The 13,382-nt window shown below is 61.0% G+C and carries 10 protein-coding genes, 4 tRNA genes and 1 pseudogene; 4 read left to right on the forward strand and 11 right to left on the reverse strand.

The genetic code is table 11. The features are described from left to right. Positions 1 to 11: 11 nt before the first annotated feature. Positions 12 to 1,232, reverse strand: a complete 1,221-nt coding sequence (locus HNO86_RS20820; RefSeq protein WP_175378815.1) for a benzoate/H(+) symporter BenE family transporter — start codon at positions 1,230 to 1,232, stop codon at positions 12 to 14. Next, positions 1,229 to 2,581, reverse strand: a complete 1,353-nt coding sequence (locus HNO86_RS20825) for an aromatic acid/H+ symport family MFS transporter (RefSeq protein ID WP_175378816.1) — start codon at positions 2,579 to 2,581, stop codon at positions 1,229 to 1,231. Before HNO86_RS20825 ends, HNO86_RS20820 begins: the two co-directional genes overlap by 4 nt. Before the next feature lie 208 nt (positions 2,582 to 2,789). Here HNO86_RS20825 and HNO86_RS20830 point away from each other — a divergent pair, with 208 nt between their 5' ends. The 3 genes from HNO86_RS20830 to HNO86_RS20840 all read left to right on the forward strand — a co-directional run bounded on the left by HNO86_RS20830 (position 2,790) and on the right by HNO86_RS20840 (position 5,125). Continuing rightward, the gene (locus tag HNO86_RS20830) at positions 2,790 to 3,416 is read left to right on the forward strand and encodes a DUF1780 domain-containing protein (protein WP_007970534.1); all 627 of its coding nucleotides are present in this window, start codon (positions 2,790 to 2,792) and stop codon (positions 3,414 to 3,416) included. A gap of 176 nt (positions 3,417 to 3,592) precedes the next feature. Then, positions 3,593 to 3,766, forward strand: coding sequence for a DUF3094 domain-containing protein (locus HNO86_RS20835; RefSeq protein WP_128605912.1), 174 nt, complete (start codon positions 3,593 to 3,595; stop codon positions 3,764 to 3,766). A 60-nt stretch (positions 3,767 to 3,826) separates the two neighbouring features. Beyond that, a complete protein-coding gene (locus HNO86_RS20840; RefSeq protein ID WP_175378817.1) occupies positions 3,827 to 5,125 on the forward strand; it encodes an NAD(P)/FAD-dependent oxidoreductase in 1,299 nt (432 codons plus the stop codon). Between the two features lie 154 nt (positions 5,126 to 5,279). Here the strand turns inward: HNO86_RS20840 and HNO86_RS30640 are convergent, their stop codons facing one another. The 9 genes and pseudogenes from HNO86_RS30640 to rluD all read right to left on the reverse strand — a co-directional run bounded on the left by HNO86_RS30640 (position 5,280) and on the right by rluD (position 12,149). After that, a complete protein-coding gene (locus HNO86_RS30640; RefSeq protein ID WP_372242549.1) occupies positions 5,280 to 6,143 on the reverse strand; it encodes a methyl-accepting chemotaxis protein in 864 nt (287 codons plus the stop codon). After that, positions 6,135 to 6,905: pseudogene (locus HNO86_RS30645) on the reverse strand (MCP four helix bundle domain-containing protein); the annotation flags it as partial. The pseudogene HNO86_RS30645 and the gene HNO86_RS30640, both read right to left, overlap by 9 nt. Positions 6,906 to 7,050: 145 nt before the next feature. Continuing rightward, positions 7,051 to 7,127, reverse strand: a tRNA-Pro gene (locus HNO86_RS20850). Between the two features lie 93 nt (positions 7,128 to 7,220). Continuing rightward, a tRNA-Lys gene (locus HNO86_RS20855) sits at positions 7,221 to 7,296 on the reverse strand. A 5-nt stretch (positions 7,297 to 7,301) separates the two neighbouring features. Next, positions 7,302 to 7,378, reverse strand: a tRNA-Pro gene (locus HNO86_RS20860). A gap of 9 nt (positions 7,379 to 7,387) precedes the next feature. Beyond that, positions 7,388 to 7,463, reverse strand: a tRNA-Asn gene (locus HNO86_RS20865). 306 nt (positions 7,464 to 7,769) lie between these two features. After that, the gene (gene clpB, locus HNO86_RS20870; protein WP_175378819.1) at positions 7,770 to 10,334 is read right to left on the reverse strand and encodes an ATP-dependent chaperone ClpB; all 2,565 of its coding nucleotides are present in this window, start codon (positions 10,332 to 10,334) and stop codon (positions 7,770 to 7,772) included. 130 nt (positions 10,335 to 10,464) lie between these two features. Next, positions 10,465 to 11,190, reverse strand: a complete 726-nt coding sequence (pgeF, locus tag HNO86_RS20875; protein ID WP_175378820.1) for a peptidoglycan editing factor PgeF — start codon at positions 11,188 to 11,190, stop codon at positions 10,465 to 10,467. Further along, positions 11,187 to 12,149: a 23S rRNA pseudouridine(1911/1915/1917) synthase RluD gene (gene rluD, locus HNO86_RS20880; RefSeq protein WP_175378821.1), complete on the reverse strand. Its 963-nt coding sequence runs from the start codon at positions 12,147 to 12,149 to the stop codon at positions 11,187 to 11,189. Before rluD ends, pgeF begins: the two co-directional genes overlap by 4 nt. Positions 12,150 to 12,300: 151 nt before the next feature. Between rluD and HNO86_RS20885 the strand changes: the two genes are divergently transcribed. After that, complete coding sequence (locus HNO86_RS20885) at positions 12,301 to 13,323, forward strand: outer membrane protein assembly factor BamD (protein ID WP_175378822.1); 1,023 nt, start codon at positions 12,301 to 12,303, stop codon at positions 13,321 to 13,323. Positions 13,324 to 13,382 lie beyond the last annotated feature (59 nt).

Raw genomic sequence — 13,382 nt, forward strand, 5'->3', positions numbered from 1 at the left:
GTCTCTTATTTTTATTGATCGACAGGAACAGCTTGTTTTTGTGCAGCGCTCTGGCTGCGGGTGGCGGGACGACGGGCGCTCAAAATCAGGTGAGTGACCATGCCGAAAATCAGCCCCCAAAAAGCCGCGGACAGCCCCAACAACGACATGCCCGAGGCCGTGGTCAGGAAGGTCACCAGCGCGGCTTCGCGATCGCTCGGTACGGCCATCGCACCCGTGAGTGCGCCGGCAATCGCGGCGAACAGCGCCAGCCCGGCCAGGGCCGCGATCAACTCCTTGGGAAACGCCGAGAACAGTGAAACCAGCGTCGCGCCGAAGATGCCCAGCACCAGGTAGCACAGACCGCCCACGACCCCGGCCACATAGCGTTTGCCGGGATCTTCGTGGGCCTCGCGGCCGGTGCAGATCGCCGCGGTGATCGCCGCCAGGTTCAGCCCGTGACATCCGAACGGCGCCAACAGCGCCGTGCCCAGGGCGCTGCTGGCGATGATCGGTCCGGAGGGCGTGCCGTAGCCGCTGGCGCGCAATACCGCCATGCCGGGCACGAACTGGCCGGTCAGCGCCACCATCACCAGCGGCAGCGCGATGTTCAGCGTCGCGCTCAGGCTGAATGCCGGGGTGATCCACACGGGCGTTGCGAAACCGATGACCAGTGCCTCGCGGTGCAGATCGCCGGCGAGCAACGCCATCGAACAGCCCACCAGCAAGACCATCAGCACCGCATAGCGCGGCACCAGCCGTTTGCAGATCAGGTAGGTGGCAAACATCGCCAGCACCAGCGCCGGTTTGCTCTGCAGCGAGACGAACAGCCCGGTGCCAAAGCTGAACAGAATTCCCGCCAGCATCGCGGCCGCAACCGCTGCCGGCAGTTTGCCGATGATCCGGTCGAACGCCCCGGACATCCCCACCAGGAACACGATCAGGCTGCTGATCAGATAGGCGCCCACTGCTTCGGGCATGGAAATCCCCGGCAGCAGCGCCACCAGCAACGCCGAGCCCGGCGCGGACCAGGCGATGATCACCGGCACCCGGTAACGCAGGCTCAAACCGATTCCCAGCACCGCGCTGCCGATGGAAATCGCCCAGACCCAGGACGACAACACCTCCCGCGACAGATGGGCGGCATCGGCAGCCTGGAAAATGATCACCAGCGGACCGGCGTAGGAAATCACCGTGGCGATGAATCCCGCCACGGCCGCCGACAGGGAAAAATCCCGAAGCAACGTATTCATGACACCTCGCCAACTGCGCTTTGAGGCGACGCCAGCGATTGCCGGACGCTACGCCGACTGCTGACGGCGAACACGGTCATGGCGATGGCGGCAACCGCACCCGGCAAGGCGAAGGCCATGAAGTTCAGTTGCAGCGGCAGGCTGATCCCGAGCAAGGCACCACCCAGCAATGGACCGACGATGGCGCCGTTGCGCCCGATGCCCGACGCCCAGCCAAGGCCGGTGGAGCGGATCGTCATGGAGTAGAACTGCGCGGCGCAGGCGTACAGCAGAATCTGCGAGCCGATGGTGGTGGCGCCGGCAATCGCGATCAGCAGGTACAGCACCGGCATCGGGCTGTTGAAACCGAGCAAGGTGATCGACACCGCGCCCACCGCGAAGAACGCTGCCAAGACCCGCGGCAGGTTGAGCTTGTCCCCCAGCACACCGCCGCCCACCGCGCCGAAGATCGCGCCGAAGTTCAGCACCAGCAGGAACGACAGGCTCGAGCCCAGGCTGTAGCCGGCATTGGCCATCAGCTTCGGCAACCAGGAACTCAGGGCGTACACCATCAACAGGCAGCAGAAGAACGCCAGCCACAGCATCAGCGTGCGCAGTGCCCGGCCCTCGCGAAACAGCTGCAACACCGGTGTGCCGGTGCCCTTCACTTCGCTCATGTGCAGTTGATCGTCGGCTTGCGCGGCGTAGGACGGCTCAATGCGCTGCAGTACGTTGCGCGCTTCCTCAAAGCGTCCCTGGCGCAGCATGAAGCCCACCGATTCGGGCAGGAAGTACATGATCAGCGGCAGCAACAACAGCGGCAGGACCGCCACGTAAAACACCGACTGCCAGCCGTAACCAGGAATCAGCACGATGCCCAGCCCGGCGGACAACATGCCGCCCACCGAATATCCGCTGAACATGATCGCAACCAGAGTGCTGCGGATTTTCTTCGGTGCGTATTCGTTCATCAGCGCCACGACGTTCGGCATCACTCCACCGATGCCCAGCCCGGCGATGAAACGACAGAGGCCGAACTCCGTGGGATTTCTGGCGAAACCGTTGAGCACGGTGAAACCGCTGAAGAGCATCACGCAGATGGTGATGGCTTTTTTGCGCCCGATCCTGTCCGACAGCGGCCCGAAGAACAGCGCGCCGAACATCATGCCGAACAACGCATAACTGCCAAGCGCCCCGGCTTGCAGAGGACTGAGCCCCCACTCCTTCATCAACATCGGCAGGACCACGCCGTAGATCACCAGATCGTAACCGTCGAAGATGATGATCAGGGCACACCAGAACAGCACCATCCAGTGAAAGCGGTTGAATCGAGCCTTGTCGATAACCTCGTGTACATCGATCTTGCGCATGGCATTTATCTCTTGTTGTTGTTTTTCAGATCGTCGGTAAGACGGCGAACGTCCGTACCGCCGATGCTAGAGAAGCCGAAGGCGAGTCAATATCCGCGCTGCGCAGATCGCTATCCGTTTTGTGCAGGGGGGGATGTCGAGCGAGGAATTGCACGGGCGAGGCAAACTGTTTTCTTTGCGATCACATTTGAGCGCTAAGCTTGGGCCTATGGATGATTCAGATTACTTACGCCTGCTGACCATCGCGGCCGAGCAGGCCAACGCCTTCCTGTCCAATGCCCGCAAATGGGAGCGTGAGCGTTGGGTCTGCCAGCGCCTGCTGCAAGGCTTGAACATTCCTTATCGCGCCGACGAATTCGCCCCGGCCGGGGAGCCGCCGGACGTGCTGTTTCGTGATGCCAGTTTCGAGGTGTTCTTCGTCCTGGACGAAGGCCGGCGCCTCAACGATGAGTGGCGCGATGAGCTGCAACGTCGGCGCAGTGCGTTTTCATTAAGCCAACTGGTGCGCCGGGAAGCCAAGCCCCGACGCATTCCGGCCAACGAGTTTCTGCTGCGACTGGCGCCGACCTTGCGCAAAAAAGCGCACAACTACAAGGAACGCGGCATGGATCTGGGGGAGCTGGACATCATTGCCTTCGCCAGTCTCAAGCGCGAAGTGCTGGACCTCAACAGCCACTTTCCACCGCCCACCGAATACCTGCGCCAGGGCTGGCGATCGCTGTCGCTGGTGGGGCCTACCTTTGCCCGCGTGCTGTTCGCGCATCCCGATGCGCCGGATTTTTTGCGCAGCAACCTTGGGCGCAGCATCGTGTTCGATGTCGGGATCAGTCTGTGAGCCCGCTGCGCCTGTTGTGAACATGGCGCAATCATTGCCCGAGTGTTACAAAGTGGCATCAATTGGCTGAGCATCGAGACGGTCTCGGCCTGTGTCCCGGCTATGCTCCGTTCATCGCTCGTTGAATCTGCCTGTAGCTTCAACACATTCAGCAACGTCTACCTGACGAGGCCTTTATGACCAGCCGCCTGAACCCCGACGACCAAAAGCATGTCGAAGAGTACCTGCAGTTGTCCCAGCACCGAGTCGAGCGCCGGCCATTCCGGCCGTGGATGCTCCTTGTGCTGGTGCTGGCAGTGACCATTGGCCTGGGCCTGTTGAGCCGATTTATCAGTTACCTGACGCTATGAGCTGCCTGGCGCTCGCTCGGGTAACCGCACCGATTTCTTTTAGCCTTGCGAGTTATCCCCATGTCCCATCGTATTGTTATTGTCGGCGGCGGCGCCGGCGGTCTGGAGTTGGCTACCCGTCTGGGTAAGACTCTGGGCAAGCGCGGCACGGCCAGCGTGATGCTGGTCGACGCGAACCTGACCCACATCTGGAAACCGCTGCTGCACGAAGTGGCCGCCGGCTCCCTGAACTCCTCCGAAGACGAACTCAACTATGTCGCCCAGGCGAAATGGAACCACTTCGAGTTCCAGCTGGGGCGCATGAGCGGGCTCGATCGCGCGCAGAAAAAAATCCAGCTGGCCGCCACCTATGACGAAGCCGGCCTGGAGCTGGTGCCTGCGCGTGAAGTGCCTTACGACACGCTGGTGATCTCCGTCGGCAGCACCACCAACGATTTCGGCACCCAGGGCGCGGCGCAGCATTGCCTGTTCCTCGACACCCGCAAACAGGCCGAACGCTTCCACCAGCAACTGCTCAACCACTACCTGCGCGCCCATGCCGGGCAGAACGTTCAGGACGAGCAAATCAGCGTGGCCATCGTCGGCGCCGGTGCCACCGGGGTCGAACTGGCCGCCGAGTTGCACAACGCTGCTCACGAACTGGCGGCTTACGGCCTGGACCGGATCAAGCCGGAAAACATGCACATCACCCTGATCGAAGCCGGGCCACGGGTGCTGCCGGCGCTGCCGGAGCGCATCGGCGGCCCTGTGCATAAAACCCTGGAGAAGCTCGGGGTCAACGTGATGACCAATGCGGCGGTCAGCGAAGTGACGGCCGATGCCCTGATTACCGCCGACGGCAAGACCATCAACGCCGGCCTGAAAGTCTGGGCGGCGGGGATTCGCGCACCGGGCTTCCTGAAGGAAATCGACGGCCTGGAAACCAACCGCATCAACCAGTTGCAAGTGCTGCCGACCCTGCAAACCACTCGCGACGAGAACATCTTCGCCTTCGGTGACTGCGCCGCCTGCCCGCAACCGGGCAGCGACCGCAACGTCCCGCCGCGCGCCCAGGCTGCGCATCAACAGGCGTCGCTGCTGGCCAAGTCGTTGAAGCTGTGGATCGAAGGCAAGGCACTGCCCGAGTACAAGTACACCGACTACGGCTCGCTGATTTCGCTGTCGCGTTTTTCCGCTGTGGGTAACTTGATGGGCAACCTGACCGGCAGCGTGATGCTGGAAGGGTGGCTGGCGCGGATGTTCTACGTGTCGCTGTACCGCATGCACCAGATGGCGCTGTACGGATGGTTCCGCACGGCCATGCTGATGCTGGGCAGCAAGATCGGGCGGGGGACTGAGCCGAGGCTCAAGCTGCACTGACACAGTCCGGTGTGAACAAGCTCTGATGGCAGTCAGTTAACAGGAGATGAGGACATTGTGGCGAGGGCGCAATCCCCCCTCGCCACAGGTGTGTGCTCAACTTAACTGACTGGTATCAGGACCTGACCTCTCCCACCGTTCTTTTTCACAGGGCCTATACCCGAAACCGCCGCACCATCCCCTGCAGTGCGTTGGCCAGTTGCGACAGCTCATGGCTTGAAGCACTGGTCTGATCCGCCCCGGCTGCCGAGCGCACCGACAAGTCGCGAATGTTCACCAGGTTGCGATCGACCTCCCGCGCCACTTGCGCCTGCTCTTCCGCCGCGCTGGCGATGACCAGGTTGCGCTCGTGGATCTGGTGCACCGACGCCGTGATGGTCTGCAGCGCCTGGCCTGCGCGTTCGGCGAGAACCAGGGTGCTGGCGGCACGGTTAGCGCTGGCATTCATGGCGTCCAGGGCCAGGCTCGAACCGCTGCGCATGCCCTGCACCATCTGCTCGATTTCCTGGGTCGATTGCTGCGTGCGATAGGCCAGGGCCCGCACTTCGTCAGCCACTACCGCGAATCCGCGACCGCTCTCCCCCGCCCGCGCCGCCTCGATGGCCGCGTTGAGCGCCAGCAGATTGGTCTGCTCGGCGATGGCGCGAATCACATCCAGTACCTTGCCGATATCCTGGGATTGATTGGCCAGGGACTGCACCAACTCGCTGGTGCTCTGCACATCGTCGGACAACGAACTGATGGCACTGGCCGTCTCACTGACCCGTTCCTGCCCCATTTGCGCCGATTCGCTGGACTGACGAGTGGCATCGGAGGTGGACACCGCATTGCGCGCGACTTCTTCCACGGCACTGGTCATTTCATTCACGGCGGTGGCCGCCTGCTCGATTTCGTTGTTCTGCTGTTGCAGGCCCTGGGTGCTGTCGAGGGTCACAGCGTTCAGTTCGTCAGCGGCGGTGGTCAACTGAGTCGCGGAACGGCTGATGCCCTGCAGCGTTTCCCGCAGGTTTTGCTGCATGGTGGCCAATGCCTTGAGCAAGCGGCTGACTTCGTCATTGCCCCGGGTTTCGATCGGACGAGTCAGATCGCCTTGAGCCACATGCTCCGCGGCGATCACCGCTTCGCTGAGCGGGCGCACGATGCTGCGGGTCAACAACAGGGCCAGGGCGACGGTCGCCAGGGCCGCGAGGCCGATAAACAGGCTGACGATCGTGCGCGAGGTGTCGTAGTGGTCCCGGGATTTTTCGCTTTCGGCTGCGACTTGTCGGGTGAAGAGCTCCGCCAGGTCGCTGAGTTGCTTGCCGGATCCGTCGACCACGGTTTTCATGTCGACCAGCAACAACTTGGTCAGCTCGTCGCGACGCCCCTGTTCGGCCAAGGTGAAAGACTGGGCAATGCCGGCGCGGTAAGCGGTGAAGGTACTTTTGAATTGGTCATACAACGCCCGGCCTTCAGCCGAGGTCACCAGCTTGTCGTAGGCGGCGATTTTCTCGCTCAGTTCCTTGTCCCGGGTATCCATCTGGCTACGGTATTGCGCGATGTTCTTCGGGTCCTGATCCAGGGCCATGCGCAGGGAAATGGTGCGGATGCGCAGCATGATTTCACGGATCTCGTCACCGCCGCGAATGCTCGGCAGCCATTGTTTCTCCACCGCCACTTCGCTCTCGCGGATGCTCGACATCTGCCCCAGGGCAAAAATCCCCAGCAGCGCCACCAGCAATGCGATCAAGGCAAACCCCAGCGCGGCACGAGGGGCAATATTCAACTGACGAAGAAACATAACGAGCGCCTTTGTTTTTATTGGCTTGAGTGAAGGGCTGAACCCCGACAGCTCGTTATCGGCAAGTTGTACGATGACTTGAAGCGATGTGCTTTTCTGCAGACAAAAAAAATCCCCGTATCTTTCGATACGGGGATCTCTTGTATGGTCGGGGTAAGGGGATTCGAACTCCTGACATCCTGCTCCCAAAGCAGGCGCGCTACCGGACTGCGCTATACCCCGGTAAAAAAAAGGCACCTTCAAGAGGCGCCTTCTGCGAACAGAGCTTTTGGCGTCTGATCTTAAGATTCGATTCCAGCGAACTGGTCTCAAAAATGGTGGGTCGTGCAGGATTCGAACCTGCGACCAATTGGTTAAAAGCCAACTGCTCTACCAACTGAGCTAACGACCCAAATATGGTCGGGGTAAGGGGATTCGAACTCCTGACATCCTGCTCCCAAAGCAGGCGCGCTACCGGACTGCGCTATACCCCGGCTTGAAATTGGCTCCGTGACCAGGACTCGAACCTGGGACCCAATGATTAACAGTCATTTGCTCTACCGACTGAGCTATCACGGAACTGCATATTTCAATTTACATCTACAACGTTGGTGCTTTACAGCGTTCTCTTCGACTCGTTCGCATCGCTGCGTTCGTGTGTCTGAGGCGCGCTATTCTACAATCTTAAGCACCTCTGTCAACCCCCTAAATCGCTTTCAAGTTAATGATTTGCAACTTATTTCAGATTTCTACTCAGTGAGCGGAAACCCTGGCGGGTGACTTACTGCGGGGCGCACTTTACAAGCCTTTTCCTTTAACTTCAATAACCTAATGAAAAAAAGGCCTCGCAATGCGAGGCCTCCTTTTTTGTACCGCCGTTTTGGCTCAGTTGAAAACGATTTCGTCGTTCTCCACGGTGCCCTTCGCCGTGTCTCCCGGCATGAAGCGACCGGAGAGGATCAGCTGCGCCAGCGGGTTCTCGATCCAACGCTGGATCGCGCGTTTCAGCGGCCGTGCGCCATACACCGGGTCGTACCCTACGGCGATCAGCTTATCCATCGCCTCGGGGCTCAACTCCAGCTTCAGCTCGCGCTCGGTGAGACGGCTGCGCAGACGGCTCAACTGGATCTCGGTGATACCGGCGATCTGATCCCGTGCCAATGGCTCGAAGATCACCACTTCGTCGACCCGGTTGATGAACTCCGGACGGAAGTGCGAAGAAATCGCGTCCATCACCGCCGCACGCTGGGCCTCACGGTCATCGACCAGGTCCTGGATCTGCGCCGAGCCCAGGTTGGAGGTCATGACGATCACGGTGTTCTTGAAATCCACCGTGCGGCCATGGCTGTCGGTCAGACGGCCATCTTCGAGCACTTGCAGCAGGATGTTGAACACATCCGGATGCGCCTTCTCGACCTCGTCCAGCAGGATCACCGAGTAAGGCTTGCGACGCACCGCCTCGGTCAGGTAACCGCCCTCTTCATAACCGACATAGCCCGGTGGCGCACCAATCAGACGAGCCACGGAATGTTTCTCCATGAACTCGGACATGTCGATACGCACCATCGCCTCTTCAGTATCGAAGAGGAACTCGGCCAGCGCCTTGCACAGCTCGGTTTTACCGACACCGGTGGGGCCCAGGAACATGAACGAGCCGCTTGGGCGATTCGGGTCGGCCAGCCCGGCACGGGAACGCCGCACCGCATTGGAGACCGCAACCACCGCTTCTTCCTGGCCAATCACACGCTGGTGCAACAGGCTTTCCATCTTCATCAGTTTTTCGCGCTCGCCTTCGAGCATCTTCGACACCGGAATACCGGTCCACTTCGACACGACTTCGGCGATCTCTTCTTCAGTCACCTTGCTGCGCAGCAACTGGTTTTCGCTCTTGCCATGCTGGTCGACCATTTGCAGGCTGCGCTCCAGGTCCGGGATCACCCCGTACTGCAACTCGGCCATGCGGTTCAGGTCGCCTTTGCGGCGTGCGGCTTCCAGCTCCTGCCGGGACTGTTCGATTTTCTGCTGGATCTGCGCGGAACCCTGCACCTCGGCTTTTTCCGAGTTCCAGATTTCTTCGAGATCCGAGTACTCACGCTCATGCCGAGCGATTTCTTCCTGCAGTTTTTCCAGACGCTTCTTCGCCGCGTCGTCGCTTTCTTTCTTCAGCGCCTGGGATTCCACCTTCAGTTGAATCAGACGGCGCTCCAGACGGTCCAGCACTTCCGGCTTGGAATCGATTTCCATGCGGATGCGGCTGGCGGCCTCGTCGATCAGGTCGATGGCCTTGTCGGGCAACTGACGGTCGGTGATGTAGCGATGGCTCAGCTTGGCCGCCGCGATGATCGCGCCATCGGTGATCGCCACCTTGTGGTGAACCTCGTAACGCTCCTTGAGGCCACGCAGGATGGCGATGGTGTCTTCCTCGCTCGGCTCATCCACCAAGACTTTCTGGAAACGCCGCTCGAGGGCCGCGTCCTTCTCTATATATTGGCGGTACTCGTTGAGCGTGGTCGCACCGACGCAATGCAGCTCGCCACGGGCCAGGGCCGGCTTGAGCATGTTGCCCGCGTCCATCGAGCCTTCGCCCTTGCCGGCGCCAACCATGGTGTGCAATTCGTCGATGAACAGAATGATCTGCCCTTCCTGCTTCGACAGCTCGTTGAGCAACGCCTTGAGCCGCTCTTCGAACTCGCCGCGGTACTTGGCACCGGCAATCAGCGCCCCCATGTCCAGGGACAGCAGACGCTTGCCCCGCAGGCCATCCGGCACTTCGCCATTGATGATGCGCTGGGCCAGGCCTTCGGCGATGGCGGTTTTACCCACGCCAGGCTCACCGATCAGGACCGGGTTGTTCTTGGTACGGCGCTGCAGAACCTGAATGGTGCGGCGAATTTCGTCGTCACGACCGATCACCGGATCGAGCTTGCCGTCTTCGGCGCGCTTGGTCAGGTCGACGGTGTATTTGTCCAGGGCCTGGCGTGCCTCCTCGTGGTTGGGGTCATTGACCGCCTCGCCACCACGCAGGTTGTTGATCGCGTTCTCCAGGGCTTTCTTGCTCACGCCCTGGCCGAGCAACAATTTGCCGAGCTTGCTGTTCTCGTCCATGGCGGCGAGCAGCACCAGCTCGCTGGAAATGAACTGGTCGCCCTTCTGCTGGGCCAGGCGATCGGCCTGGTTGAGCAGGCGCGCCAGATCCTGCGACATGTTCACGTCGCCGGTCGGATTCTGGATTTTCGGCAGCTGGTCGAGCTCTTTGGTCAGCTCTTTACGCAGGCTGTTGACGTCGAAGCCCACCTGCATCAGCAGGGGCTTGATCGAACCGCCCTGTTGTTCGAGCAGGGCCTGCATCAGATGCGCCGGCTCGATGGCGGGATGGTCATGACCGACGGCCAGGGATTGGGCGTCGGATAAAGCTAACTGCAACTTGCTGGTTAAACGGTCTATACGCATGGGTCACCTTCCTTTTGAGCAGGCCGGACCTATAGAACATCCTGAATGAAGAAACCTGCCAGATACCACAATAGATGTGGCCGATTCTGGAAGATTCAAGCGTCGTGACGTTGATGCAGGTCAGGCAAGTCTAGCGGTCGAGCCAGACCAGGGAGGCAAACCTGCCGGTGCGCGATGCACGGCGGTAAGAGAAGAAGCGCGGGTCGGTCACGGTGCAGAATCCGCCACCGTAAACAGCTGTGACCCCGCGAGCGGCCAGGCGCAAACGGGCCAACGCATAGATGTCTGCCATGAATTTTCCGGCATTTGCACTGGGTACAAAAGCCTCGGCGGCCTCAGGCAATTGTTCGATGAAGACTTCGCGCACTTCCGGACCGACTTCAAAGGCCTGCGGACCGATGGCCGGGCCCAGCCAGACCAGTACGTCCTCGGGCGCGACAGCCATGGCATCCAGCGTCGCCTCGAGCACACCGGCCGCCAGTCCGCGCCAGCCGGCATGAGCCGCCGCAACGCGAGTACCGGCACGGTCGCAAAACAATGCCGGCAGGCAATCGGCGGTCATCGCCGCGCAGGCGATACCTGGGGTCGACGTCCAGCTGGCGTCGGCAGTGACGACCTGGCTTGGGTCGGCATGTGCCACGTCAATGCCGTGAACCTGCTTCAACCAGGCCGGCTGCATGGAGAAATGATCGGTGAGACGACGGCGGTTTTCGGCAACAGCTTCAGGGCTGTCCTCGACATGATCGCCCAGATTGAGGCTGTCGAACGGCGCCACACTGACGCCGCCCGCACGGGTGGTGACACAGGCTTTGACCCCGGCCGGCGCGGGCCAGTCTGGAATCAGCCAGTCACTCATCCGACAAACGCCTCGCGGTCTTGCTTGAGTAGGGTCAGCAGCCAGACGAAATCTTCCGGCAGCGGCGACTCCCAGCTCATGCGCTGGCCCGTGGTCGGGTGCTCCAGTTCCAGGAACCGCGCATGCAGGGCCTGACGCGGGAAGTGCTTCAACGACTCGACCATGGTCTGGCTGGCCGCCGGCGGAATGCGGAAACGACCGCCGTAGGCCGGGTCTCCGACCAACGGGAAGTTGATGTGCGCCATGTGCACGCGAATCTGGTGCGTACGACCGGTTTCCAGCTTGACCCGCACGTGGGTGTGCGAGCGGAAGCGCTCCAGCACGCGGTAATGGCTGACGGCCGGCTTGCCGCCTTCCATCACGGCCATGCGCTGGCGCTGCTGGCCATGGCGACCGATCGGCGCGTTGATCTTGCCGCCGGCCGTCACCACGCCGATCACGATGCATTCGTAGATACGGCTGACGGTGCGGCTCTGCAATTGAGCGACGAGCTTGGTCTGCGCCTGAATGGTCTTGGCCACCACCATCAGACCGGTGGTGTCCTTGTCCAGACGGTGCACGATACCGGCGCGCGGAACATTGATGATGTCCGGCACATGGTGCAGCAAGGCATTGAGCAAGGTGCCATCAGCGTGGCCGGCAGCCGGGTGCACCACCAGGCCTGCAGGCTTGTTGATCACCAGGATGTCGTCGTCTTCATAGACGATGTCCAGCTCGATGTCCTGAGCGACCCACTCACCCTGGGCTTCCTGCTCGGCGGTCAGTTCGAGGATGGAGCCGCCATGCACGATGTCGCGCGGGCGGATGACCGCACCGTCCACGGTCAGGCGACCTTCTTTGATCCAGGCGGAGAGGCGCGAGCGGGAGTGCTCTGCGAAGAGTTGGGCGGCGACTTGATCGAGGCGTTGGCCGCCCAAATCGGACGGCACCTCTGCGCGAAGTTCAATTTTATCGGACATGCTCGGACTGGGCGTCGGCACAGCCTTTGGTTTCGGCTGCGCGCTTGTGGTTAAATACGGCGTCTTTTGCCCCGAGGCTATTCAACGGGGCGCTCATCATAACAGGACGGCCACGCCCAAGACAGCGGCCGTCATAGGGACGCAAGCCGCTATGCAAGTGAAACACCTGCTGCTGATCGCCATCCTCGCATTGACCGCTGCTTGCTCATCGAAGGAAGTCGTAGACGAGAACCTCAGTGAAGTCGAGTTGTACCAACAGGCTCAGGCTGATCTGGACAACAACAGCTACACCAGCGCCACCGCCAAGCTGAAAGCTCTGGAATCGCGTTATCCGTTCGGTCGTTATGCCGATCAGGCGCAGCTGGAACTCATCTACGCCAACTACAAGAATGCCGAGCCCGAGGCTGCCAAAGCCGCTGCCGAGCGTTTCATCCGCCTGCATCCGCAGCATCCGAACGTCGACTACGCCTACTACCTCAAGGGCCTGACCTCGTTCGACCAGGACGTCGGCCTGCTGGCCCGTTTCCTGCCGCTGGACATGACCAAGCGTGACCCGGGCGCCGCGCGCGACTCCTATAACGAGTTCGCCCAGCTGACCAGCCGCTTCCCGAACAGCCGTTACGCACCTGACGCCAAGCAGCGCATGATCTACCTGCGCAACCTGCTGGCCGCCTACGAGATTCACGTTGCCGACTACTACCTGACCCGTCAGGCCTATGTCGCTGCCGCGAACCGTGGTCGCTACGTTGTGGAAAACTTCCAGGAAACCCCATCGGTCGGTGACGGCCTGGCGGTGATGACCGAGTCCTACCAGCGTCTGCACCTGGACGAACTGGCTGCCACCAGCCTCGAAACCCTGAAGCTCAACTACCCGAACCACCCGACCCTGGTGGACGGTCAGTTCGTGCCGACGGTCGACGAAGCCGACAACCGTTCGTGGCTGAGCAAGGCCACCCTGGGCCTGATCGAATCCCGTCCGCCGCTGCCACCGGGAGAAACCCGCGCCAACCAGGACGTGCAGAAGCAGTTCCAGGATGCCAAGGACGCGATCCCGAACGAGCTCAAGCCTAAAGATGCCGACGGTGACGTGATCGAAGAAGAAGACCATGAAGCGGAAGGCAACAACGAAGACCGTTCGTGGTTCAGCTACATGACCTTCGGCGTGTTCGACTGAAAACACCGGCGGTAATGAAAAAGGGAGACTTGAGTCTCCCTTTTTTATTGCACCCTTTT

The organism is Pseudomonas sp. C1C7 (assembly GCF_013359595.1).
Classification (GTDB): Bacteria; Pseudomonadota; Gammaproteobacteria; order Pseudomonadales; family Pseudomonadaceae; genus Aquipseudomonas.